The organism is Desulfuromusa kysingii (assembly GCF_900107645.1).
Lineage (GTDB): Bacteria > Desulfobacterota > Desulfuromonadia > Desulfuromonadales > Geopsychrobacteraceae > Desulfuromusa > Desulfuromusa kysingii.
Window position 1 is genome coordinate 392631 of the sequence record NZ_FNQN01000003.1, and the last position, 25770, is coordinate 418400.

21 protein-coding genes and 3 pseudogenes are annotated in these 25770 nt (G+C 43.5%); 22 read left to right on the top strand and 2 right to left on the bottom strand.

Going from position 1 to position 25770, the window contains the following annotated elements:
* Positions 1 to 94: 94 nt before the first annotated feature.
* The 16 genes and pseudogenes from BLU87_RS07120 (at position 95) to BLU87_RS07195 (ending at position 10628) form a co-directional block, all read left to right on the top strand.
* A complete protein-coding gene (locus BLU87_RS07120; RefSeq protein ID WP_092346151.1) occupies positions 95 to 919 on the top strand; it encodes a DNA-binding protein in 825 nt (274 codons plus the stop codon).
* Positions 920 to 1767: 848 nt separating this feature from the next.
* Positions 1768 to 1998 (top strand): hypothetical protein, encoded by a 231-nt coding sequence (locus tag BLU87_RS07125; RefSeq protein ID WP_092346153.1) that lies wholly within the window; start codon positions 1768 to 1770, stop codon positions 1996 to 1998.
* An 84-nt stretch (positions 1999 to 2082) separates the two neighbouring features.
* Positions 2083 to 2349 carry a hypothetical protein gene (locus tag BLU87_RS07130; protein ID WP_092346155.1) on the top strand — a complete coding sequence of 89 codons (267 nt, stop codon included), beginning with the start codon at positions 2083 to 2085 and terminating at the stop codon, positions 2347 to 2349.
* A gap of 5 nt (positions 2350 to 2354) precedes the next feature.
* Complete coding sequence (locus tag BLU87_RS07135; protein ID WP_092346157.1) at positions 2355 to 4100, top strand: AAA family ATPase; 1746 nt, start codon at positions 2355 to 2357, stop codon at positions 4098 to 4100.
* 8 nt (positions 4101 to 4108) lie between these two features.
* A complete protein-coding gene (locus tag BLU87_RS07140; RefSeq protein ID WP_092346159.1) occupies positions 4109 to 4615 on the top strand; it encodes a hypothetical protein in 507 nt (168 codons plus the stop codon).
* On the top strand, positions 4612 to 4812 hold the full coding sequence (locus BLU87_RS07145; protein WP_092346161.1) for a hypothetical protein: 201 nt from the start codon (positions 4612 to 4614) through the stop codon (positions 4810 to 4812). Before BLU87_RS07140 ends, BLU87_RS07145 begins: the two co-directional genes overlap by 4 nt.
* Positions 4809 to 5588 carry a serine/threonine protein phosphatase gene (locus BLU87_RS07150; RefSeq protein WP_092346163.1) on the top strand — a complete coding sequence of 260 codons (780 nt, stop codon included), beginning with the start codon at positions 4809 to 4811 and terminating at the stop codon, positions 5586 to 5588. Before BLU87_RS07145 ends, BLU87_RS07150 begins: the two co-directional genes overlap by 4 nt.
* A complete protein-coding gene (locus BLU87_RS07155; RefSeq protein ID WP_092346165.1) occupies positions 5585 to 6346 on the top strand; it encodes a metallophosphoesterase in 762 nt (253 codons plus the stop codon). Before BLU87_RS07150 ends, BLU87_RS07155 begins: the two co-directional genes overlap by 4 nt.
* Before the next feature lie 385 nt (positions 6347 to 6731).
* Positions 6732 to 6881, top strand: a complete 150-nt coding sequence (locus BLU87_RS17280; protein WP_175498291.1) for a hypothetical protein — start codon at positions 6732 to 6734, stop codon at positions 6879 to 6881.
* A gap of 33 nt (positions 6882 to 6914) precedes the next feature.
* Entirely contained in the window at positions 6915 to 7166 is a 252-nt protein-coding gene (locus BLU87_RS07165; RefSeq protein ID WP_092346169.1) for a hypothetical protein, read from the top strand.
* Between the two features lie 99 nt (positions 7167 to 7265).
* The gene (locus tag BLU87_RS07170; RefSeq protein ID WP_092346171.1) at positions 7266 to 7457 is read left to right on the top strand and encodes a hypothetical protein; all 192 of its coding nucleotides are present in this window, start codon (positions 7266 to 7268) and stop codon (positions 7455 to 7457) included.
* Positions 7458 to 7587: 130 nt separating this feature from the next.
* Positions 7588 to 7734, top strand: coding sequence for a recombinase family protein (locus BLU87_RS17935; RefSeq protein ID WP_092346275.1), 147 nt, complete (start codon positions 7588 to 7590; stop codon positions 7732 to 7734).
* Between the two features lie 772 nt (positions 7735 to 8506).
* Positions 8507 to 8572 (top strand): annotated as a pseudogene (locus BLU87_RS17850) (hypothetical protein); the annotation flags it as partial.
* A gap of 103 nt (positions 8573 to 8675) precedes the next feature.
* Positions 8676 to 8981 (top strand): annotated as a pseudogene (locus BLU87_RS17940) (tyrosine-type recombinase/integrase); the annotation flags it as partial.
* A gap of 177 nt (positions 8982 to 9158) precedes the next feature.
* Positions 9159 to 10025 (top strand): hypothetical protein, encoded by an 867-nt coding sequence (locus BLU87_RS07190; RefSeq protein ID WP_092346173.1) that lies wholly within the window; start codon positions 9159 to 9161, stop codon positions 10023 to 10025.
* 117 nt (positions 10026 to 10142) lie between these two features.
* Positions 10143 to 10628, top strand: coding sequence for a hypothetical protein (locus BLU87_RS07195; RefSeq protein ID WP_092346175.1), 486 nt, complete (start codon positions 10143 to 10145; stop codon positions 10626 to 10628).
* A 344-nt stretch (positions 10629 to 10972) separates the two neighbouring features.
* On the opposite strand, the gene BLU87_RS07200 is transcribed toward BLU87_RS07195, so the two are convergent.
* Complete coding sequence (locus BLU87_RS07200) at positions 10973 to 11179, bottom strand: hypothetical protein (protein ID WP_092346177.1); 207 nt, start codon at positions 11177 to 11179, stop codon at positions 10973 to 10975.
* A gap of 106 nt (positions 11180 to 11285) precedes the next feature.
* Between BLU87_RS07200 and BLU87_RS07205 the strand changes: the two are divergent.
* From BLU87_RS07205 to BLU87_RS07230, 6 genes and pseudogenes are all read left to right on the top strand, one after another.
* A pseudogene (locus BLU87_RS07205) lies at positions 11286 to 11984 on the top strand (integrase core domain-containing protein).
* A gap of 143 nt (positions 11985 to 12127) precedes the next feature.
* Positions 12128 to 14680, top strand: a complete 2553-nt coding sequence (locus BLU87_RS07210; RefSeq protein ID WP_092346179.1) for a type I restriction-modification system subunit M — start codon at positions 12128 to 12130, stop codon at positions 14678 to 14680.
* Positions 14673 to 15968 (top strand): restriction endonuclease subunit S, encoded by a 1296-nt coding sequence (locus tag BLU87_RS07215; protein WP_092346181.1) that lies wholly within the window; start codon positions 14673 to 14675, stop codon positions 15966 to 15968. The genes BLU87_RS07210 and BLU87_RS07215 overlap by 8 nt, the downstream gene beginning before the upstream one ends.
* 30 nt (positions 15969 to 15998) lie before the next feature.
* Entirely contained in the window at positions 15999 to 17846 is a 1848-nt protein-coding gene (locus tag BLU87_RS07220) for a DUF262 domain-containing protein (protein WP_092346183.1), read from the top strand.
* Positions 17847 to 17872: 26 nt separating this feature from the next.
* Positions 17873 to 21109, top strand: a complete 3237-nt coding sequence (locus tag BLU87_RS07225) for a type I restriction endonuclease subunit R (RefSeq protein WP_092346185.1) — start codon at positions 17873 to 17875, stop codon at positions 21107 to 21109.
* Positions 21109 to 21792, top strand: a complete 684-nt coding sequence (locus tag BLU87_RS07230; protein WP_092346187.1) for a M48 family metallopeptidase — start codon at positions 21109 to 21111, stop codon at positions 21790 to 21792. The genes BLU87_RS07225 and BLU87_RS07230 overlap by 1 nt, the downstream gene beginning before the upstream one ends.
* A 180-nt stretch (positions 21793 to 21972) precedes the next feature.
* Here BLU87_RS07230 and mobF read toward each other — a convergent pair whose 3' ends face one another.
* Positions 21973 to 25089, bottom strand: coding sequence for a MobF family relaxase (gene mobF, locus BLU87_RS07235; RefSeq protein WP_092346189.1), 3117 nt, complete (start codon positions 25087 to 25089; stop codon positions 21973 to 21975).
* Between the last annotated feature and the right edge of the window lie 681 nt (positions 25090 to 25770).

Here is a 25770-nt window from a genome sequence, read left to right on the forward strand (position 1 = left end):
CATAATTCTGAAAACAAATAAAATTAGTCAATGTTAAGTAACATTAGTAACGTTACTAAATATTACCCTCAATACCAAAGAAAGGTTGATTATCATGGCAAAAGAACCGTCATATGAAAAAGTCGCAAACGTTTGCAATGAACTATTAAAGTTGGGTATGGAAAAACCTAGGATTAAAGAAGTATATGCTCGCACTAAAGGTAGTCGAAATATTGCCCATGCTCATTGGAAGAGATGGCTTGGTGAGCAAGATTTGTTGGGTACAGTCAACAAAGTAGATATCCCTAAACCGTTGGCTGATACAATGTCTTTCTCTTTGACTCAGGCTAAAGAAGAGGGGTTTTCTACTGCAGAAGAGAGAATTGACGAGTTAACTCAAGAGGTAGAAAGTTATGAGACTGGAGTGGCAGAGCTTGGAGATCAAATAGAGTCACTTAATCAGTCCCGTCAACAGGAAAAGGATTCAGCTGAACAAAAAATTCTTGGCTTAGAGAGAGACGTTTCTGCCGCGTCAGCAGTCAATCAGCAAAAGCAAGAAACAATTGAAAAGCTTGAGTTTGAATTGAATGCTACACGAAAATCCTTGGGCCAATGCGAACTTAATTTGGAAAAAACAATATTATTCTGTAGCCGATTAGAAAAAGAATTAGCTGAAATTAAGACAAGAGAGTTAGGTCAGAATGAAAAGCTTTCATCATTACAAAAGAAAAACATTTCGCTCGAAAGGCTGGTTTCCATTAAAGACACGGAAATTTTAAATCTTACATCTCAGCTAAAAACAGCTGACTACAAAATTGAGCAACTGAGCGCAGACAATGCAGAGCTTTCATCTAGAGTTTCTACGTCCTTCTTGGAGAAAAGATTTACTGAGCTTGAAGAAAAACTTCAGCAGCGAGTAGAAGGGCAAAGAGACTGCTAAAGTTTAAGTCTATCAAGATTGATATGTATAGTCGTTTTTTGAGCTAAAATCTAATATTGCTTGGCAATCGGTTCTCTTCAAATTTTCGTCAATCGAAGACCACCAAAAACACCAAATGGTGCTAACTTTCAAAGATTAGAAAAGACCTTTTTGGGGCCATTTCAGTTGGGGGAGTAACATACCCAGTCGTATAAAATAGCTTCCGAAATTCAGTTGGGGGATGTAACACCTAAACTTATTTTAATCCTCTCTGGGAGGGCTAGCAATTTTCAACGCATTTTGCCATCCAATTTTATCTCTTCCAGAGATCTTCATCTTTCTTTAGCGATCATATCGTTAAAGAATCGAAAGCTGTAGAGTTCCTAAACTTCAAAGAGTGAAAAAGTAAATGACTTGAGTACACGCTAAGAACAATCACAGGTAAAGATCAGTCGTCTAGAGCGTAAGAATGTTTCTCTTACTTCAGAAGTAGCGAAGTTGGGATTTGAGGGAAGAATTGTTGAGCACTAACATCGTCTAAGATTAAATGAGGACAGTAAAGACGTTCAATCCGATCGCCAGAACTAGACGTTTATTGAATTGAAAATTTATTCCTATGGAAGCTTCTGCTGAAGCAATAATAAATAAAATTTTTGGATCGACATTTTATGACTAGTATAAACACTTATCTCTTCGCTATAATCTGATTATCGAAAGAGCAATAACTGCACCACTATTAATCAATTCGCGTACCACCCGCACTACTATTAAGCATTCCGCGTACCATCGAAATCTCTTTTGAAAATGGATTTTTTTTAAAGGGATAGCTTCGTTCAAAATTCGTCATTCACAATGGCAAGGAGGTGTTCGTGCGTAAAAAAAATGAGCAGACAGTTGAGGTTTTTAGTGATGCTTTGAATGAATGGCTCATGGCTCTAAAGCAAGGTGGAAAATTTCGAATAAGTATTCCGCCAAAGAAATTAAATCGGATGGAGATGGGGATATTGCAGGAAAGAATGAAAGAGTGCGAAGTAGATTATGATGATGCTGCTGCCTTAAAACTTTGTGAAGTAATCCAGGAGATCAACAGCAAAAAATAGACATTTTGTAGACCTTGATGGAAACGTTACTCAAGCGATATTTCAGTGCATTGAAAATGTAGCAATTAACTTGAGGAGTTTAATATGACATATGGTTCAAGTGAAGACGTAGAAATCGCAGCAGTTGGTGCATGTCTTCCGGGACTCGTGATTCTGGCCTGGATTGTCATAACAACGGGCTGTTTTTTTATGATCTGCGCAGGAAACCTAAAGTTCGGATTAGTTATTTATTCACCGCTATTCCTCCTGACTATGGTTGCCTGTTTCTGGCTGTCTGGTACTGACGTTGTACCTTTTGTAGATCTTCCAGAACAGATCAACTATGCCGGTTATACGATCACGAAAGGTTAGGGCTTATGCACCGTAAAAAGTTACCAACGATCAAATACCCTAAAGGGGTCGTCCTTGAAGAACTGTCAGCGGTTGCTCTGGTTGACTGGTTAGCAAGTGAAGCTGTACGTCTCTCTAAGCTGTTGCCAGTAAAATTTCAGCGCCATGAGGAAGACGGAGAGGAATATTTAATCAAGCGTTCTGTCTGGGTGGAATTCTGCGCAATTGTCAAAAAAGAGGTGTTTCTTGGCAACGATATTTATCCTTACTATATCGTCCAGAAAGTTGTTGAGAAAGTTTTAAACTCTTTAGCTGTTCCAGATATCACAAGGACTATTTTGGTATCAAGTGAAACATGGCAGGGTTTATCGTTGGATGAAGGTAATGACCTGTTGTCGACCGAGGACACTGAGATTGTTACTGAGGAAGTCATGCGTAAGGTCATCTCTATTGGAAAAAAATCTCCGGTTAAAAACCCGTATCGGAAGCTCAAAGATCTTGGGTTTGCTTTAGAAGATTCTGATTTCGATATGGTTTTCGACTCAAAAGAAACATGGGAGATTTTCAGGCTTAATAAAGCCGGAACAATTGAAATTCCGGATATGTCCCCCCAGGCAAAATGTCGGCGGCAATGCGAAAAAATTTTAAACGTAAAAAAAGTAAAAAAGGCTCAACTGGGTACTCGAAACACTGACAAAAAAGGAATCTTTGAAGAATTACCTTATGTTATTGAGTCTGCAATTAGCTGTGCAGAAAGCCCCAGTGACTTTAATGAAATTACGGATTTTGCGTCTGAATTGTTGGTCGCAATTCAGACGATTTACGATAGATACAAGCCAAACTGGCAGATGATTTATTGGGCGGATCCTGCATTGTTTTTTGACTTCGCCAGAAAGCCTGTTTTGACTCAAACAGAATCGGTGCCTTTTGTTGATAAGGTCATGCGGATCTTAAATGATCTTTGCCCAAATCGAGAAAAGCCGATTGCAGAACTGCTTTTGACGGTTGTTAGACGGTTAACCGGCGATCAAGACGCTGTTTATCCGCTGCTCTATGGCGATCCTGGAACCGGCAAGACATTTCTCGTTGAACAACTTTCAGATGCTTTTACAGAAGCGGGGCTAAAAACACACTATATCCACCAGCCCATGACCGGAAGCCTCCGTAGTGACTCCAACGATGTCTCTATGTCGCTGGAGGGGACCACGTCAAAATGGGGTAACGGTCGCCACGGTATTATTTACAATAATATTTTTCTTCCGACCATGAAGCTAGGTTTAGTCGCTCTTGACGAGTTGGATAAATGCGGTATTCACGATTATTTAGTGTCGCTTTTAGATCCTCGCCAGCAGCTTCAGGATGCTTTCTGGAGGGATTTTTTTGCAAAAATTGATATGCGATCAAAGGTTATGTTTTTTGGTACAGCCAATAATATTGAGCTTATCCGGAAGGGAGGCACCGCTCCGCTTTGGTCGCGTCTGGCACCTATCGAAACGCCACCATATACCGTCAATGAAGCCATTGAACTGGTGACAAACTTGGTCTGTAAGCGTCAGCAGTTTGAAATCTTTACAGACACCCGGGCAGTAGAAAGTATCACTGATTCAGTAGTGCACCAATATGATGGCCGATCTTTACCGAGTGTTCGGGCAATCTTAGATCAAGTTAAACGAGAGTTGCACTTGCGCCGGTATCCGAGCCTTGAGCGAATTCTATCTAAGCGCAGAGAAGAATATCATTCCCCGATCGGAATCGGCTTTGCAGTTAAGTAGGAGAAATAATGAAAGAGATTTTTTTGACCGCTGATCATCATTTTGGGCATCACAAAATTTTGCAATACGAAGAAAAGCGGGGCGTCCGGTTCTCTAGTATTGAGGAGCATGACGAGTTTCTGATCGAACAGTGGAATGCAGTCGTGCGGCCTGTCGATACTGTATATCACTTGGGCGATCTTGCTTTTGGTCATCAGGGATTCAATGTTGCGCGTCGGTTGAACGGATACAAAAAATTGATCCTCGGCAATCACGACATTTTAGATACCCAGGACTATTTGCAGGTTTTCGCAAAATTACACGGATCGTTGTTTTTTAAAGGGACTGCGTTATTGTCGCACATCCCGGTCCACCCCCAGCAACTTAACTCTCGTTACCTTTTTAACGTCCACGGACATATGCACGGTCGGGCAGGAATTGAGGATAAAAGATATATCGATATTGGCGTAGATGCATGGGATTTTAAGCCGGTTGCGTGGAGTGATTTGAAAAAAGTCATGGAGGAAAGATTATGAACTGTTCATGCGGAGCCACCCCTAAACTAGAGACAATTATTATCACGAAACTTCGTCACGGCACACTGTTGAAGGGTTGTCGGGTTGAGTGCACCTGTGGAACCAAAACGAAGATTTTTCTTGTCGGTTCTGAGCGGAATGTAAACCAATGTAACGATCTGGCCGTCCAAAGTTGGAGTGGAGGGCACAAAGCATGAAACGCCTAATTGCAATTGGCGACATCCACGGGCACCTGTCAAAACTGGATCATCTGCTGAGTCAGGTCCAACCAACAGACCAAGATCAGCTGGTTTTCTTGGGTGACTACATTGACCGTGGGCCTCAGTCAAAGCAAGTGATCGATGCACTGATCGATCTACAAATGGAATACCCGAAAACCGTTTTTCTGCGCGGTAATCATGAACAACTGTTTCTCGATGCGCTGATTAACTGCGGAGCCATTGAAGGAGAAAGGCTTGAAGAGATGTCTCTGTCATGGGCCCAGAAAATGAGGCGCGATACAGATGTGGCCTGCTTTAAACGAAATGGTGGTGATAAGACGTTAAAAAGCTATGCAGTAGAAGTGGTGCGGGATAACTCTGAAGAACACACGCTTTGTCCCAAATACATCATGCTGGGAGAGATTCCGCAGACTCATATTGAGTTTCTTCAAGCAACTCAATATTACTTTAAAACACCCGGTTATATCTTCGTTCACGCTGGGGTTGATTTTCGGAAGGATAAATTAGAGGAACAGGAAATCCACACTCTCCTATGGGATCGCAGCCTTGATGGCTGGAATCATGACGAGCGTGCTCTGGTTATCGGTCATACTCCTGTTGCATCCGAAGACAATCACCCTTTAGTTACAGGTGACCTTATAATGCTGGATACCGGGGCAGCATATGGCCGTGCATTATCGGCTATGGATTTGCTAACCGGTGAAATCTGGCAGTCAGATCACAAACGGGGGAAAGGTCAACAAACATTATGAAAATCATACCGCTTGCGGACATGCACATCGAAAGCCACTGGCAGCAACTCGGCAAATACAAAGGAACAGCGGACGTTGTAATCGCTGCTGGAGACATTCACTCAAAAACGGACGGGCCGGCAGAACTGAGACGCATCTTTGGCGATAGAGAGATCGTCTATATTGCTGGCAATCACGAATATTATGGATCGGTCCTTAAAGATGAGGATGAAAGACTTCGCAAAGCTTGCACAAGGCAAGGCGTCAATTTTCTTCAATGTGACACCGTAGAAATTAACGGCATCGCTTTTGCCGGGTGCACTCTTTGGGCAGATTACAAGTTATTTGGTGAAGACAGTGAGGCCGAAGCCCGTTTCCAGGTTGGTCAATATCTTAACGATTACCGTGCCATCAGGTTTGATCGCGACGATTACCGGCCGATCAGTACATTGCAGACTCTCCAGATACATGAACAGCACAAGGCTTGGTTGATCGAGCAGTTTGAGGTTTACCGGGAGAAACCGCTGGTCATTGTGACTCATCATGGTCCATCGGCAAAATGCATTCACCCGGCTTACACAGACGACCTTGTAAGCGCCGGATTCGCCAGTGACCTCGATCATCTGGTCGAGCAGAGTGGCGCCAAATATTGGGTTTGCGGACATAGTCATGTCTGTCAGCACTTCAAGATTGGCGAGACGGAGGTTTGGCAGAACTGTAAAGGGTATGCGAGAGAGAAGATTGAGGGGTTCAATCCCTGGCTGGAGTTGGAGATCTAAACAGATTTACTCCCCGCTGGAGCAGGCTATTCGGCTTCTGGCGGGGTTCTTTCTGAGAAGGACAATGGTGCATTGCAACGGTAAAGGTGAGCCTGATTTTTTCTGGATCTACTTTATCCGCACGAACAGGACCTTGCGATCATCGAGATTGCGGGTCGAGCATGGAGGACCGGCGGAATGAAATTATCCGTGCTTGGGGGGGCATATTATTCACCAGCTTCCTCGGCTACGGGATCTGCCCTGGTATGAAAGAGTTCCTGTTGCCGCTTGGCTCCGAGGTCAAACAATTCCCGGCATTGAAGGACTGCTGGTATCTGAACAGAATTTTTATTACCCCTGGGACTATGACATCTGGAAAGCCGGTCTGCCGGCATTGGATTAGTCAATGAACGATCTTAGCCCCCAGTTTAACCGGGTTGTGTTTGTGCGCTCTCTGGATCGGCAGATGATCGAGGAGCTTTACAATAAAGCGACTAATCCATCAGAGATTATCCAGCGGGGCGCTTGGCAACTCCATCATGCGTCAGAGCAATAAAAGAAGCTTTTTTCAAGCAGGAAGGGGGTCTTTATGACCAATAGGACAGGTGAGATCACTATTGATGAGGTTAATGTTAATGATCAGATCTATATGATCAACAAAACTTATGGCTATATCGCCGAACACAGGAATGATGATGGCGAATACTGGTTTATCCAATTTGAAAATATTCCGGAGGCATTCACTCAAGCGATTGAGGTTGAACAGATCGAAGCGATGGCCACGGATGCATTGGAGACCTGTATTATTGTCTATCTGAAATTGGGAAAAGAATTGCCGTAAAAATACATTCGTGTCTTATCTACTCCTCGCTGGATCAGCCACGACACCTCTGGCAGGGTTCTCTTAAAATCGCTGACTTATAAAAAAAGGAGAATATCTATGGGTTCCGAACTCGATTTGCCGGAAATTAATTCTGAAATATCAGACCATGACATTCGAATATACCTTAAGATCGTCGCGAATCAGGCTGAGGATTTCAGGAGCAATGAAGAGGCAAATTTGTGGGCAATTGATCTGATTCTCGAGGCCCACCGGCGTGGGATTGAAATCCCTGAGGAAAAAAAGGGCTGACCAATGCTCAATTTGAGCAAGATTACGAGCTGACGCTTCACGGGCGTGTGAGAAAACGTGCAGGGCGAAATTCTTTCCCACTGAAACCTTTTGGGAAAGATTCTCACAGAAACATGAGGCTAAGGAGAAAATTTCTGGTGTTAAATCGAACCACTCGAAACTCTCAGGCCGACTCGATTACTTTCGAGAAGGCGATATAGTAATCTGTTACAAACTGGACATTATTACCCGAGCCACCAAGCATCTATTATCGGTTGTCGATCAGCTACAAAAATAAAACATCGCGTTCAAGATACTGAATATCAATTTAGATTCAACAACTCCCACCGGGGAGCTGATTCTGACTATGCTGGGCGCTATCGCAGAGTTTGGATGTTGGAGCGTCAGCGTGAACAGATAGAAAAAGCCAAGCTGCAGGAAAATACAAAGGTCGTAAATCGACTGCTTGGGCGAAATCTGAATTTGTCTTTGAGCTGGCCGGGCAAGGCAAACGAAAAGCAGAAATTGCCGAAGAACTCCGAATCGGATTAAGCAGTGTATATAGGCTCCTGATTGCAACAAATACGAATAGGTAACAATAAAAAACTCAAATGCAGTAGTTCATGCTTGATCTGACAGTCTGGGTCAAACCATAAAATAGCCGTCCTTCAGACGTTCAGACGTCCATTGAAACTTGCGAACAATTTTTTGGTATTAAAAGTAAAGACTTTGCTGATGGAGGATTATTTTCATGTCGCAATTCCTAAGATTTGGTAAATAGGGTGTCTTTTAATACCAGGTAAATAGTGATTCGCTTTCGAATTTCGGTTCATATCGAAACTCTCCATCATTTCTATACGAGTTTGTTGAAGCTTGACAAAAAAGTAGAATAGCGTTTGAATGTGATGACATTTCGCTTAGGGGGGACAGTGGAAAGAAAAAATTACAGATAAAACTTGAAAGTCGTCGAACCGATATCAAACGGTGTGGCGGCTTTTTTTATTTTAGCGTTCAATGTTAGCGAAGAGGTCAAGGCGGTTCTTGATCACTTAAGCGGCGACAAATGGTCGATGATCAGTTTGTTTTATGGTGCCGGATTACGATTGATGGAGTGTCTGCAATTGCAGGTACAAGATCTGGTTTTTTCCGGACGGGAACTTCTGGTCCGAAATGGCAAGGGTGGAAAGGGCAGGCGCTCCAGAGCGAAAATATTCCAATGTATGAGCAGAATGGTGCTGACAATGGGCATTTCCTCAGGAAAACCGCTGGAAAAACAGAACGACCGGAGAAGAGGGGCGACACCATATACACGAAACTCTTCTGCAACGAGCTGTCCGGGAAGCGGTTTCCAGAGCAGGGGTGGTCAAAAGAGCCGGTTGCCACACCTTTCGTCACTGTTTTGCCACCCATTTGTTGGAAGCGAGTTACGATATTCGCACTATTCAGGAATTATTGGGACATAAGGATGTCAGTACCACTATGATTTACACGCATGTTCTCAATAAAGGCGGAAAAGGGGTGAAAAGTCCGATGGATGGACTTTGAAACAGTTTAGGCAGGTCTGTATATACCGAGTTGGCTAAGATCAAGATACTCGTAACCGACTGAAGTATTTGGTAAAAGTACGATTCATCTGTAATTCTGTCAAGAATCTTATATAGCTCTGACCGTCTGTATTTACAGTTTTATACAGACTGTCTATTTATTGTTAGCAAGGAAAAAATGACAGAACAATGTAAACTCCTACGCGAATTATCTCAAGATACTTGGAAAAGAATTCAATTTTCAAGGAGTCGATATGGTCTTAAAATATATGAGGTTACAATAACTCAAAATCTCATATATGAAATCAATCGCAATACATCAAATTCAATGATATCCATTTTCGAAGCTACTAATGAGAAGACGAATGGAAATGACATTGAATTATTTATCCAAACTGAAAACGGTTATCTATTTTTTCCTGTTCAATCAAAAATTGTTTATAAAGGCCAAGATTACCCAAAAATGGAACATGGGAATCAAATTATTGATCTTATAGATTATGCATCCACCAAAGGTGGAATGCCTTTTTATCTCCTTTACAACTACTCAGCAGAATTCTTATTTAATAGCAGCATAAATGGCATTTCTTGTTCTAGTTTGGATTTCGGCTGTTCTTTGATTGACGCTGATTACTTAATGAGTAATTTCGCATTTAAAAGGACTGACAAAAATGGCAACAAGAAGTGGGAAATCCCATCGTTCTTCGATTTACATCCAAATCGAGCAATTCCTTGGTTTATTCCATTCTGTCTGGGAAACAATGAACGGGATAAAACTAAGATTTTTAAAGAATTATTTCCCAATCCATCAGTTGAGAAATTATCCGATTTGAAGGTGTATTCTACTAGTGAGATAGAAGAAAACAAAGATTGGATTCCTATTGATACAAAAAAAGTTGAGTATAAAGAAGAGGAGATATTTGTACCAATTGTCTCAACGGTAGAAATAACTGAAGGTATAACCAGGGAAATTGCTACGAATGATGATCATAAGGACACCAAGTTTCTACCAAAATTTAGACTTGTTTTCAAAAATGAGGACTAATCTAAAATGTGTTGCTAACAAAAGGCTAAAGACCGACATTCACCGCAAAAAGCAGCGGTGAATGCGGCTTAGCCAGGCGTTAGGTAGCGAAATTAAAATGAACGTTTGGAGGGCACAATGAATTCAATAATTATTGGTGCAGCTGTAGCAATCGTAATTTTTGCGATTTGGGCGAAGTTTTTAGGAGGCTGGAGCCGGTTACACCAAAAAATTATTGGACTAATGACAATGTGTTACGGACTTTACCTTGCTACCCTTACGGGGACAGTTACCTCACTTGTGCTTCCAGGTATAGGTTCAATTGCCATAGGGACAGGGGCTGGAGCTGCTGTCGGGTTCTTTACTTCAGTTGTGATTGGCACTGTTGGCGTAGCAACTGGCGGTGTCGGAATTGCTCTTGGCGCACTTGGAATGAGCATTATTGGCGGCGTTTTCGGGTTAATAGGTAGTTCTGCTGGAGGTGTTGGTTTCGAGCGTACTTCTTACCATTTAGTCAACCCGATTTTCTGGATACCATTAATAGTTCTAGGTATTTACTTTTTAGTTGGTCGCAGAAAAAGAAAAATCATCCCAATAACTGAAAACCAAAAAGAAATAGAATAAATCTACCTAACACTTATCAGGCCCCCGGCCGTCAAGAGTAAAGATAGCCATTAACGCAAAAGATGACTTTTCGTTCTTGGACAAGCGACTGATCAACCACGAATCATCCTGTTTCTGACTAGGGCTTCTGATCTGGCTGCAGATTTCGAATTTTGCTCCAAACACTTATCGATGCTCTTAATGCGAAGGGCCGGTCATCTGTGACTGAACTGTCTTCGCCACCTGGAAACACTTGCGTACCCTTGTGCCGTCCCATTCAAAAAAGCGTGGCCCAGTTGTAAGCTCTGGCCATAGTTAGTGCCGGGCTCGGAGAAGGGGCAGAATCCGGCGATGATCCCTTTGGATCATCGCGCATTTGCTTGTGAGAGGATCGCCAAAGCCTTCCCTTTGCCATGTTTACTGGCCAGCCTTTGGCGTTTGGCTTGCAGCGGCTTATTACCTTTGAGCATCAAGATCACCGCTTCACCAAAAGCCCAACGTAAGTGCGCATTACCGATCCGCTTAACTGAATGACCGTAGCTTTTACCATTGGACTGTTTTTCTGGTTTCACCAGGCGGCACTAAGAAACAAAACCTGCACTCGGGGGTAATCCCCCCTGAAAGTAATGGTCGCCAAAAGTAGAATTTTCTCGTAAATTAACCGAGAGGAGATTCTCAATGAAAAGATTACGATTCACTGACAGCCAAATCATGGCATCTTGAAACAGGCAGAGGGTGGCAAACCTGTAGCGGAACTTTGCCGAGAACACGGAATGAGCAACGCCACATTCTACAAGAGGCGAGCCAAATATGGCGGTATGGATGCGTCTATGGTCGCTCGCTTAAAAGAGTTGGAAGCTGAAAACCGGCGACTCAAGAAGATGTATGCCGAAGAACGTCTTAAATCTGAAATCAGGAAAGAGGCGTTGGAGGGAAAGTATTAAGGCCATCTTTACGCCGAGAGATGGCCAAGAAAGTTGTTCAATATAAAAATATCAGCATTCGATTGATGTTGATTTCTCATTGCCGGCAGAGCGCGTTATTCGATCTCTGGATCAAGTTATTGAATGGCGTGGGAAACCACAAGCCATCCGCTGTGACAACGGTCCTGAATATATGAGTGAAAAGCTGAGAACCTGGGCAGAAAAAAGGAATATTACTTTACAATATATCCAACCAGGCAATCCGCAACAGAATGCATACGTTGAACGTTATAATCGTACCGTCCGCTATGATTGGCTAACTCAATATTTGTTTGACACCGTTGCCGAAGTCCAAGATTACGCAACCCGATGGCTTTGGCTTTACAATAACGAACGACCCAATATGGCGATTGGTGGAATTACACCTAAACAAAAGCTGGCAATGGCAGCATAAGTCTACTTTTGATAGCTATTAAAAATGGGATGATTACCCTACCGCTGGCTCAGAGTCCTTGGACGATGGCAACAAGACAACAGCACATGGCTTTATCCCTATAGATGTTATTTCTGAGTTAGATGCGTAAAGGAACGAATTGAATGCCCACTCAAAACCTCACACTAGCAAAACTAGAATCATTACTACTCAAAGCCTGTGACATCTTACGTGGCAAGATGGATGCTTCGGAGTACAAGGAATACATTTTCGGTATGCTGTTCCTGAAGCGGATGAGTGATCAGTTTGAAGAGGATCGTCAGCTGCTTAAGAAGGAGCTCTCCAGCAAGGGGATGGTTGCTGATCTTATTGAGAAGCAGCTTAATAACCCCACCAAGTATAGTTTCTACATCCCTGAAGATGCTCGCTGGGCAACTTTGCGTCACTTAAAACAGAATGTTGGTACCGGTCTCAATAAAGCTCTTGCAGCTATAGAAGATGCCAACCCCAACACCCTTGAGGATGTGCTAAAGACTATCAACTTTAACCGCAAGGTTGGCAAGAACACCATGTCTGACGACACTCTGGTGCAGTTTATTCAGCACTTTGAGCATGTCCCTTTGCGTAACGAAGATTTTGAGTTCCCTGACCTACTGGGCGCTGCTTACGAGTATCTGATTAAGTTCTTTGCTGATAGTGCCGGTAAAAAGGGTGGTGAGTTTTATACCCCTTCCGAGGTGGTGCGTACCCTGGTACAACTGATAGAGCCCCAAGAAGGGATGGAGATCTACGATCCTACTGTAGGCTCTGGCGGTATGCTGATCCAGTCGCAGCAGTATGTTGCTGAGATTGGTGGTAACGCCCGTAACCTGTCCCTGTATGGGCAGGAAGATAACGGTGGCACCTGGTCTATCTGTAAGATGAATATGATCCTGCATGGTATTAATGCCGCCGACATCAAGCAAGGTGACACAATTAAAGATCCACTGCATATAGCTGATAGTGGTGAGCTTAAACGGTTTGATCGGGTCATAGCTAATCCTCCCTTCTCACAAAACTACTCTCGCAAGGAGATGAAGTTCGACACCCGCTTCCACACCTTCATGCCTGAATCAGGTAAGAAGGCCGACCTGATGTTTGTCCAGCATATGATTGCGGTACTTAAGGCCGATGGCAAGATGGCCGTGGTTATGCCTCATGGTGTGCTGTTCCGTGGTGGTGAAGAGAAGACTGCGCGTAAAAAGATTATCCAGCAAGGGATACTGGAGGCAGTTATTGGTCTACCTTCTGGGCTATTCTACGGTACTGGCATTCCAGCTTGTGTGCTGGTGATCAATAAGCAGGGTACTGCAGCAAGAGATAGCGTCCTGTTTATCAATGCTGACCGTGAGTACAAGGAAGGCAAGAACCAGAACCAGCTGCGTCCTGAGGATATTGAGAAGATATCCTATGTTTACCGCCAGAAGCTTGATGTCGATAAGTACTCGCGCAATGTCCCAATTACCGAGCTAGAAGAGGAAGACTTCAACCTCAATATCAGACGTTACGTAGATAACTCGCCACCACCAGAGCCACATGATGTAAGAGCTCACCTCAATGGCGGGGTGCCTGTTGTCGAGATCAGCGAGCTGCAGAGCTACTTTAATAACTATCAGGGTATAAAAGCGCAGCTCTTTATCGAGCGTGATGCCACCTACAGTGACTTTAGTGAAGCTATCAGTAACAAGGAAGATATTAAACAGCTGATCGAGTCACACCCTGGCGTACTTGCCAAGCATGAGCAGTATGAGCAGGCGCTGCAGGGTTGGTGGGAAAATAATGTTACCCACCTGGAATCGTTACCTGAGCAGCATAATATCTTTGGAGTAAGAAGGTTATTCATGCAGAGTATTGTGGATGTGCTGCTGCCCCATAACATGCTCGATCTGCATAAAGTACAGGGTGCCGTTGCTAGCTACATGGATAGCATTGCCACCGATCTTAAGTCTGTTGCTGCCAGTGGTTGGAATGCTGAGCTGATCCCTGAGGCAGATATTTTAGCCTCACAGTTCCCTGAAGTGCTGGAACAACTGGAGCAGGATAAAGCGCGCATCTTGGAGCTGGAAGGTCTCTTTGCTGCCGGTGATAGCGATGAGGGCAATGATGAGTCTGATGAAGAGTCTGACAGTGGTGTATTGCCTAAGGCCGTGGTTAAGTCGTGCAAAGCGAACATGAAAGCTCATAAAGGTGAGCTGAAGCTGGTGAATGCTGAGTTAAAAGCGGTTAGGCAGGATATTAAACGGGCAAAAGCTTCAGGCTTTACTACAGACCTCACTGAGCTGCAAGAGCGCGAGGGCAAGCTAGTTAAACAGGCCGATGGTATTAATAAAGAAATAGCTGCTATAGATGCCAAGCTGGAGGCACACTCTGCTCTGGATAGAGAGCTGAAAAACCTCAAGGCTAACATACGCGAGTCCGAAAAGCGTAAGGATGAACTGGTAGAGAAAGCCAGAGAGAAGATAACCGAGCAGGAGGCTAAAGAACTGATCCTTGAGCGCTTCCGGCAGTTACTACTGAGGGAGTATCAGGGTTATCTGCGTCAGTATCGCCAGGGGTTTGTTGCTAAGGTAGAGAACCTGTGGAGTAAGTACTCGGTTACGGTTAAGGAGATACTAGCGGAGCGGGATAAAGAGGCTGCGTTGCTGAACCAATTTCTGGTGGAGTTGGGGTATGAGTAGTGTTCAAGGCTGGAGTCGTAAAAAGATACTAGACTTAATAGTTCATCATGCAAGCGGGCCGAGCCCTACTTGTGAGGAGAGGAATATCGCCTCACAAGTAGAATGGGGATTATTGAAAACTACTGCAGTGAAGTGGAGCGGCTGGAATCCTACCGCCCACAAAGTACCACCTAAAGAGTTTTGGGAAAATAAAAACATAGAGGTGCGGGCTGGTGATGTGCTTATCACGAAAGCTGGGCCTCGTGATCGATGTGGAGTAACAGCTTATGTGACAGATACTCCACCAAGATTAATGGTCTCGGGAAAGATGATCCTCTTAAGGCCGGATGTCTCTAAAGTTAATGCTGTGATTCTAGCTTGTTCATTGGCTTCAGAAAAATCTCAAAGATATATTGATAGTCGAACAACTGGAATGGCAGATGCGCAGCTAAACTTCACAAATGAGTTGTTGCTAAGAACACTTATTGATGTCCCTCCATTAGATGAGCAACGCAAAATAGCCAAAATCTTCTCCACCGTAGACAACCTCATAGAAAAGACCCAAGCCCTGATCGACAAGTACCAGTCCATCAAGCAAGGGATGATGCACGACCTCTTTACTCGTGGAATAGATGAGAACGGACAGCTGCGCCCAAGCTATGAAGAAGCTCCGCACCTGTATAAGGAGTCTGAGTTGGGGTGGATACCTAAGGGGTGGGAGGTTAAGTCTCTTGGAACAGTCTCAGATAAAATTCAAGATGGGACTCACTTCTCACCACAGACAACTGATGGCGAATGTCTCTATGTTACATCTAAAAACATAAGGTTCGGTTATATGGATTTATCTAATTGTGGGAGAATATCGAAGTACGAACATGAACAAATTTACAGAAGATGTGATGTGAAAAAAGGTGACATTCTGCTGACTAAAGATGGAGCAAATACGGGTAATGCTGCAATTAACACTGTTAGTGAAGAGTTTAGCTTGCTCTCGAGTGTCGCTATTGTAAGAGCCTCTGACAAAGTCTCAGATGCAAACTACATAGTCCAATATCTTCTGTCACCTGTCGGACAAAACAGACTTAAAGACTTGATGTCAGGAAATGCAATTACCCGGCTAACACTTACAAAAATCAAAGCCTTTATTGTCGAGTTTGCACCATACAAAGAGCAGGTCTGCATAGGAAAGATGTTGCTGTCTTTTGATTTGAAGGTTAGCCGAGAAAAAGAATGCTTGGAAAAGTATAAAACAATTAAGGCAGGTCTCATGCAAGACCTGCTAACCGGTAAAGTACGAGTAACTATTTAATTTGATAGGTTTTATTAGTGGAGGGTTCACGTGGATATATCACCATTTAACCAAAATATTGATCACCTGTTTTCTAGCACTGTTTATCACATTGATTTTTATCAACGAGATTATAAATGGAGTGAGGAGCCAGTAAAACGGCTTCTGAATGATATTTTTTACAAATTCGAAGAAAGTTACCTTTTGCACACTTCTGTGGATGCTAGTAAAGAAGCAATCTCAGCACACTACCCTTGGTACTACCTCAATACCTACGTAACGAACACAATTGATGGGCGTGTTTATGTAGTCGATGGTCAGCAAAGATTAACGACATTGACTCTTATATTGATAAAGCTCAGGCATCTTGCAATAGGTTTTTCTCCGAAGGCAGAAGGTTGGTTGAAACAGAAAATCGCTGGGCATAGTGGTTTTGAATTAGAGTTTTGGATGCATCATGCTAGTCACTTAAAGGTTCTTGAAGCTCTTTATGATGATGAAAACGATGTGAAAAATATCGATGTCAGTAGCGGTGTAACCGCTGTAAATATGGTTGATAATTATCAAATAATAAGTACCTATCTGAATAAAAAACTACCAGACAAGCATAAGTTTGAAACATTTGTTTTTTATTTTTTGGAGCGTTTAGTTCTGATAAAACTAGCTGTTGAGCAAACTGATGTACCTATGGTCTTTGAGGTAATCAATGACCGTGGTGTACGGCTTCATCCTTACGAGATATTAAAAGGTAAGTTACTTGGACAGATAGATAAGATTGAGATGGATAAGGATGACTACAACGGGTTATGGGAGAAGCAAGTTGGTAAGGTCAACGCCTTTAAAGATGACGAGATTGATGCCTTCTTTAGGTATTATCTAAAAGCAAAATATACAAAATCAAGGAAAGAGGGCCAGCGCTTTGATGGTGGCTACCACCGGGAAATGTTCAAGCAGGATATGATTGCACAGCTCAATCTTGAGCATGACCCTGGTTCTGTAAAGAAGTTCATAAAGGACACTCTTCGATATTACACTGATCTATACGCAAAGATTTGGAAGCTCTCTAAGCACCAGAATAGCAACGCTCCTTCAGTCTTCTTCAATAGCTTGAACGAAATGGATGGTCAGTTTCTACTTATTCTTTCAGCATGTGAGCTTGATGATGCGCAAGAAGCTGAAAAGGTCAGGATGATTTCTTTTGAGCTTGATAGGCTCTTTACCCTTTTACAGCTCCAGAATAGCTATGACAGTAATGAGTTTGCAACAAGACTTTCCCTTATCTCTAACGAAATAAGAGAGCAGCCTGTAGATGTTATCCACACTGTTTTTGATAAGCATCTAATAGAGATTCTTAGTGATCGTCGTGCAGCAAAAGTTGACCAGCCATTCAGTTACACATATTTCAAGAACGCCTCTATAGAACACCTTAACAAGCGTTTTGTTCGTTACTTCTTCGCTCGTGTGGATCAGTTTATTGCTGATGGGACAAGTGTGAAGATGAGGCACCCACTGTCAGATCTTGTTTCGAAAAGTGGTGCTAAAACTGGCTTCCATGTAGAACATATTCTTTCTCGTAACGCAGAGAACCAAGCTCTCTTCAATAACGATGAAGAGCGTTTTGAACAAGAGAGGAATAGACTTGGCGGAATTTTGTTGCTGAAGGGTAGGGATAATATTTCCAGTAACAATGAAGTGTATACTCAAAAGCTTAAATCGTATGCTACCACCCTTTATTGGAATGAAACACTTAGGCCCGATACTTATAAGTCCAAGTTGGACTTAAAGGCTTTTATGGAAAAGCATAACCTTGACTTTCGCCCCCTCGACACTTTTGGGCCCGTAGAGCTTGAGTATCGCCAGAAGCTACTTTTTGACATATCATCCTTAATCTGGTGCTAGTGATGCCCTTGGTAGGGAATATTTAAATGTCTGAATACAAGTTCGTCGAAAAGCCGTTTCTTGATCAGCTAGAAGCGCTAGGCTGGATCATCGTCAACCAAGGGGAAGGTATCCCTGGTGATTTTGCTGGTAGTCTGCGTACTGACTTCCGCGAGGTAACACTTAAGGCTGTTTTTAAACAGAGTGTTGCGGCAATCAACTCCCTTGATGATGGTAGGCAGTGGCTAACCGACAAACAACTGGATGACTTGCACGCTGAGCTTACCGATCAGGCCGCTAAGGGGCTGCTGGAAGCTAACAAGACTGTGCTGGAGCAGCTTTATAAGCAGCAGGTCGATATTAACGAGGTTACCGGAGAAGAGTATCCGGTTGTTAAGCTCATCGACTTTGATAACCCCGAAGCCAACAGCTTTCACGCTATAAATCAATTCCGCATCGACACCCCAGGCAGAGTTAAGTCGTTCATTATCCCAGACTTGGTGCTATTTGTTAATGGCCTGCCACTGGTAGTTATCGAGTGCAAAGACAAGAATATCTACACCTCTAACCCTATTTATGAAGCCATCACTCAGCTCAGGCGCTACAGCGATCAGCGCGAAGATACGATAGAGGCTGGGCTCAAAGAGGGTGAAGAGCGCCTGTTCCACTTTAACCAGCTGATGATTGCCACCACAGGTGATGAGACCAAGTTTGGTACTATTACCTCCACCAGCGATTACTACTACAGCTGGAAGACCATCTACCCCTCGAAGTATCAAGATTATGTAAAGCCATTAGGTGTAGAGCGGCCTCAGGAAGTGCTGATACAGGGAATGCTGCCTAAGGATACTCTGCTGGATATTGTGCGTAACTTTATGCTTTACATGGATGCCGGTGATAAGCAGATAAAAGTTGTTTGCCGCTATCAGCAGTACCGCGCTGTGCTGAAAACCATAGAGAAGCTACGCACTGGCAGCACCTCTATGGAACGCTCGGGGGTTATCTGGCATACACAGGGCAGTGGTAAGTCACTAACCATGGTGTTCTTGGTGCGTAAGCTGCGCCAGAGTGCTGACCTTAAAGACTACAAAGTGCTGATGGTTAATGACCGCGTAGACCTTGAGGAGCAGCTGACTAAAACTGCGGCACTTACCGGTGAAAAAGTTTATGTAATAAATAGCTCCACTAAGCTCAAGAGCGATCTGGCTAACGATTCATCTAATCTCAATATGGTTATGGTGCATAAGTTCAAAGAGGCCGAGACCATGTTGCCCGACTATGTAGCTGAAGCGCTGAGTGACTACGGAGATCAGCCGATACCTAAAAAAGAGCTCTTTGGTGTCATAAACAACTCAGAAAAGATGCTTGTGCTGATAGATGAGGCCCACAGAACTCAGTCTAGTGAGCTGGGGGATAACCTCTTTGCGGCTTTTCCTAACGCTGCCCGTATCGCCTTTACCGGCACCCCGCTGATTACTGAGAAGCATAAGAAGAAAACCTGGGAGCGCTTTGGTGGATACATCGATAAATACAAGTTACAGGATGCTGTTGACGATGGTGCCACGATCCAGATTCTCTATGAGGGTAAGACTGCAGATACCGCTATCAATGAGAAGCACCAGTTTGATACTAAGTTTGATGACCTGTTCCAGACTTTAACGGACGAGCAGATACTCAAGATCAAGAAAAAGTACGGTTGTACCGGTAATATCCTCGATGCTCCTAAGCGCATAGAAGCCATCGCTAACAACATGGTTAACCACTATGTAGAACAGATACTACCTAACGGCTTTAAGGCTCAAGTTGTCTGCAACTCTAAAATTGCCGTAGTCCACTATCAGACCTATATAGATCAAGCTATTCAAGAGCGCCTTGAACAGGAAAAGCAGCTAGACAGCCCTGATGCTGAACTGATCAAGCAGCTTGAGTTCATCAAGACCGCTGTTGTTTTATCCTCGGATAACGTAAACGAAGATGCCCGAGTTACTAAGGCGGTGAAGTCATCCCGTGAGATGAACGCTATCGACAATTTCAAGAAGAAGTTCGACTATGAAAAGCCTGGTACCGGTATTGCCTTTATGATCGTCTGCGACATGCTGCTGACCGGCTTTGATGCGCCTATAGAGCAGGTTATGTACATCGATAAAAAGGTGAAGGAGCATAACCTGCTGCAAACTATTGCCAGGGTTAACCGAGTCGCTAAGGACAAGAGCCGAGGCTTCATCGTTGACTACATCGGACTCGCTAACCACCTCAAGTATGCCCTGTCTATCTACTCGGAAGACGATCAGGCAGACATCCTTGGCCAGCTGAAGAATATCAATACCGAGATCCCTATTATTGAGGAGCGCTATAACCGGCTATTGCAGCTCTTTACCGATAACAAAATTAGCAATATCGAAGCCTTTGTTACCCAGCAGATAAAAGATAGCGCAACAGAGTACCAGACACTGGAGAAGGCCGTGGATCTGATGGAAGATATCAAGCTTAGGGCAAACCTTGAGGTCTACTTTAAGAAGTTCTTGCAAAGCTTGGACATCATACTCCCTGCACCAGCAGCTAACCCGTACAAGGTGCCTGCCTACCGCTTCGGCTACATCCTCAATAAGGTCAAGGAACGCTATAAGGATGCCTCTATTGATATCTCTGGAGCAGGAGCAAAGGTTCGTAAGTTGATTAGCGAGCACCTGATTAGCTTGGGGATTAACCCTAAGATACCACCTGTAGAGTTAATGTCAGACGCCTTCATCAAGGAGCTGGATAAAAATACCAGCTCTAGGGCCAAAGCTAGTGAGATGGAGCACGCTATCCGTAAACACTGCAAGGTCAACTGGGATGAAGATCCCGCCCTCTACGCTAAGTTAAGTGAGAAGCTAGAGACACTGATGAAGAAACATCAGGAGGACTGGGATCAGCTATCTATTGAGCTGAAAGAACTACGTGACGAGGTAAAAGAAGGTCGCAAGGAAAGTGATAGCGATCTCGATATTAAGCAGGCACCGTTCTACGACCTGATTATCCAGATAGCCTTTGGTAAGGATGATGTTAATCCAGAGCAAGCTGCACAAATAAAGCAGATGGTGATTGAGGCATTTGCGCTGGTTAAAGAGCGCATAAATATCATCAATTTCTGGAAGAACGGCTACGAGATAGACCGCATGAAGGGTGATTTATCTGATCTGCTGCTCATGACTAACGTAGATGAGATCATAAACGCAGAAGAGCAGCTGGTAACAGAGATCACTTCCCTGGCTAAACACCGTACCAAGGATATTCTTGCCTGATGCAGACCTATAAGGATATTACATATTCACTCACCACCAGTGACCGCAAGACACTTAGTATCTATATTGAACGTGATGGTCATGTGTCTGTACTTGCACCAAATACCTTCTCTCCAGAGCAGATCAATGCGGTACTAGAGCAGAAGAGAGGCTGGATCTATAAGAGCCTAGCGGAGTGGGAAGACCTGAATGCTACCCGAGTTAAGCGCGAGTATGTTAACGGCGAAGGGTTCCTGTATCTCGGGCGCAATTACCGCCTGCAGATAGTTGCACAGCAAGATAAACCGCTAATGCTGAAGAACGGTTACTTCTGTATAAGTCAGCAGGCGCTACCCAGGGCAGACTGTGCCTTTAAGGAGTTCTATCGGCACAAAGGCAATGTGAAGCTCCGAGAGCGTGTTGATTACTATCAGGGTAAGCTGGGAGTAAAGGCACATGAAGTGAGGGTACTGGAGCTCAAGAACCGCTGGGCTTCATGCTCAGATAAGGGCAACCTTAACTTCCACTGGAAGTGCATGATGGCACCGCTAACAGTACTGGATTACATAGTCGTGCATGAGCTGGTGCACCTGATTCACAAGAACCATACCGCAGCATTCTGGAATGAGGTAGATAAGCTGATACCTGATCATCATGAGCGCAAGCAGTGGCTAAAGGTTAATGGTGCTGGGATGGGGTTGTAGTTAGATAAAAAATGCACCAACAATAGATGCCGGTGCGATAAAAATGTTAAATATTATGAAGATTACTTTAACGGATCTCTTGAGATAATTATTTTATCGGTCCGGCCATGGTTATGCCAGCACAAGCGGTTATCCTTGTTGATTCTCAGGCCTAGACTTTAAATTTTAGCGGTGAGGGGATTAGTGTGAACGTGGTGCTAAGTCATCGTCCTGACTGTCCAGCTCATCGATTAGTAGCTCTTCGGCGCTTTCGTCTTCTATCATCTCAAGCCGGATCTCACTAAAATCAATTTCGGTTTGTCTGATTTCTTGGATTGTCTTGAGTGCCACCTTGGATTTAAAGTCGATTGTGTTTTTTTCTGGTAAAGCTTTGGTCAACTCTTCAATCAGCTTTCGATCTGCTGCGTTAAGCTTCTGCATCTTCAAGCCAATTTCACGACCTTTAATTGCCGGCATTTCCTCGATTTCCAGCATTTTAGCGCTCCATACTTTGATCTGTCTGGTTAATCGATTTTCTACAGGGTTTGGTTCGGCCGGAATTCTTTTGCGTAATGCCTGCATGTTTATGCGGAGATTTTCCCGCGCTTTGTTTAATGCACCCTCAAAAGCTTCTTTTTGTACCTTCGGCGCTTTATAAGGTGAGCCATAAGCTGCAATCAACTGCTTACGAATTTTTTCGATTCCATCAATAAATATCTGCTGGCTCTCTACAATAACCCGACAACCATTAATAAAGTGACTACCCCCCATTTCGGCTTTAACCCCTGCCAAGAATCGATTTAGACCAGATTCGCGGATTCCCCACTGGTCGGCTTTTATCTGCATTTTTTCGATATCGTCAGTAAATATTTTGAGGTTCTGCTTATGCCGGGAGATTCCAACAAGAAATTCATTTTTGTTCAGTAGAGCTGAATTGCTGCGGATAGAATAAATAGCATCTGGAATCGATTGCCCTTGGGATTTATGGATTGTCAAAGAATATGCGCTGTCAATTTTTTGATATTCCTTAATATAAAAAAATGCGGTCACGCCATTTCGCTTACCATTTTCATCAAGCATAGCAACCCTGAATTTATCCCCCTCAATATCCATAATAACGGCTTGCTCGCCATTCAAGATTTTATGATCATCTGATGTTTTGACCCTCTTGAGACCATCTGCTTTTAAGAAAACAATCCGGTCATTAGGAGCAAATTCACGATCAACAATTTTATCGTCGCTGGTTAAAACAGTAAAGGTTTGGCCGGTTCCGGCTAGGCCTAAACGTTCGCGGATTGCCTCGTTAAGAGCGTCCTTGTCCCTGTTTAAACCTGTGATAAGTAGTGGGTCGCGGCCGGTCGCTTCCCTGCGCTCCATCCAGTAATCAACGGTTTTTTGTAGTCTTTTTTCATCCTCATCGATCTGTTCAAGGCCTTTTCCCGTTTTGATAATCTCAACAGCTTCTTTAGCACTCTCTCGGAGAGTAACAGCCTCAACCGCTTTCTTATCCACTTCTTTTTCCTGGCGGCGGATCTCTTGGAGAAAGCTTGTTTTCATTCCTTGTTGTTGCCAACGCTCAAACGGACTCCCTGGAGCGACAGCTTGGAGTTGTTTAGTATCGCCTACAAGAATAAGCCGAGCCCCGGTTTCTTTAGCAATCTGCGCCAATTTATCAGCTTGAACTTCCCCAACCATACTTGCTTCGTCAACAACAATCATAGAATATGGCTGCTCTAAAAATTCAAGATATGTCGTCTTTCTAAGGTCTGATTTCGCTTCCGGAGACCCACCAAGTTTTAGCGCTCGCTGTCGTTTTTCGTAGTCGGTCAGAAATTTTGCGGTGGTTGCGCCCTGCATTCCGGTTTCATCAGCAAGCTTTTTAGACGCGACACCAGAAACGGCCAAGCCAAGCATTCTATCGCGCCCAAATACTTCTGCAACAACTTGGAGTAATGTTGTTTTTCCGGTTCCAGGGTCGCCTTGAATTCCGCTGATCATATCTGTACTTTCCAGAATATTGATTGCAGCTTCTTTTTGTTCCCCCTCAAAAACAAAATTTAAAATTCGATTAGCAGCACAATCAACCTGAAATTCGATTTCTGGACGGCTTGCCAGAGTTGGGCGGGTGCCTTGACTGTCCTTCATCCACCGATCATTACGATTTTCTGAACGGAGTAAACGTAGAGAAATAAATTCATCTTCGGCGGTTGCGACTTTCCGGACCTGCTGACCGGGCAGTTTAAAAACATCAGCTTTTTTAAAAGCCTTTGCCATGCTGCGCTTGATCATGTCAGCATCAACAGCCAAACCCTCAGCAGCAGCAACTTTAATTGTTTCGTTTACAATATCTTGTCGGGTATAGGTCACTCGGCTATCAATCAGCTTTTCCAAGCCTGCGAGAGTTAAACGGTCAGCTTGAATTTGTGTAACCTGCGTAAAACCTTCGGTCTCCTTGATCTCGTACCCCTGGCTCTTGGCTCTTGCTTCAAAAGCCACTTCCATCGTTTCCCGATCAACTTGAACTTTTGCTTTCCTCGTTCTAAGCGTGGCTTTTTGTAGTTGTTCGCTGGTTGCTGTTTCTCTGGTTAAATTGTCTTTTGCCAGATATTCCAGAATATCTTTTGAACGGCTGGATTCCGCTTTAATCTGCTCATTAGTGACACAATCCAACTCGTAGCTAACATTCTCTTTTTTATCGTATTTTGTTCGAGTGCCGAAGCCGAGCTTTTCCATTTCGACCCGCTCAAAGCTTCTAAAAATTTGGGTGATTTGTTTTTGGTGTTTATAAAGAGGTGTGAAGTCGAGCGCATAAGATTTTGGATCGCCCTTAACGTAACCGTGATTAGCCAGCAAAACATGATTGTGGATTTGGGGATCTAAATTTCTTGAGAGTAAGTGAAGTACATCAAGAAAAACAATTCCTTCGGCTGGATAGCTTTTTTCGACCCCATTTTCTTTTCTCCGGACTCGAATGTAACCATTTTTTTCAAGATATTTAAGAGTTTTTTTAATAGCATTCTCTCTGCCTTTAAGAATTCCTCTTCGCTGTTTTCGGTTGCCATAAGCAACGGCCATAGAAACTGATTTAGGGCTAGAAAGAGTAAGATCGACGCATTTTGTTTTGCGCTTATCTCCTGCCAGCTCTTCAAATCTTTGGAAATGAGATTCTTTAGCTGGACCCCAAAAACCTGCTTTACGAACGCCAGAGCCGTAGATCTGATAGCCTTGATTGCTTCTGAGATAATAACCTGGATCGTGCCGAGTGTCTGAATAGTAGATACCAACTCTGCCAGCGGCAACGGTGGTGGGTTTAAACATGGTGTGACCTCCAAAAGTTTAAGATAAAAGTTCTTTTTCCTTTTCTATTGTTCCTAAAAGCGCCTTTTGAGGCCAAATCCTGCGGTCTTACTAAGTTATTGAAAATACTGGATAGTCCTAACACTCTGAATATCTCTAATTTTTTATAATTTTATAACAATTTTTTAAAATTCTCAAGTATTTAAAACTAAAGGTTTTTTTAAATCTCTGTAGCGATAAAACCGCTCAAAAGCTGAAAAGGCCGCCGGCCTAGGGTGCAGTGGTGTGATTACTAAATGACCGACCGTTAGGGGAGGGAGTAAAGGAATTAATAGCGAGCTTTGCGAGCGTCTTTACCGGGCTCTTTTTGGGGTTGGTCTGAATTAAAAGACGCTTAATAAGTATAAAATCTTGCTTTTTGTTCTTATCTAGAGAGGGAATAAGTTTTTTTATACTATTTAGAGCTAGATTATATCTTTTCTTAGAAGGAAAGTATCTGTTCCCACTTGATCTATCTGCTTGCATCTGCTTGCATCTGCTTGCATCTGCTTGCATCTGCTTGCATCTGCTTGCATCTGCTTGCATCTGCTTGCAAATGCTTGCAAATGCTTGCAAATGCTTACACGAAAAAGACCCTCCAGTAAGTTCAGAGAGTCTTTGAAATTTTATAAAAGAGAGTGATTGAATTAGCCTAGAAAAAGA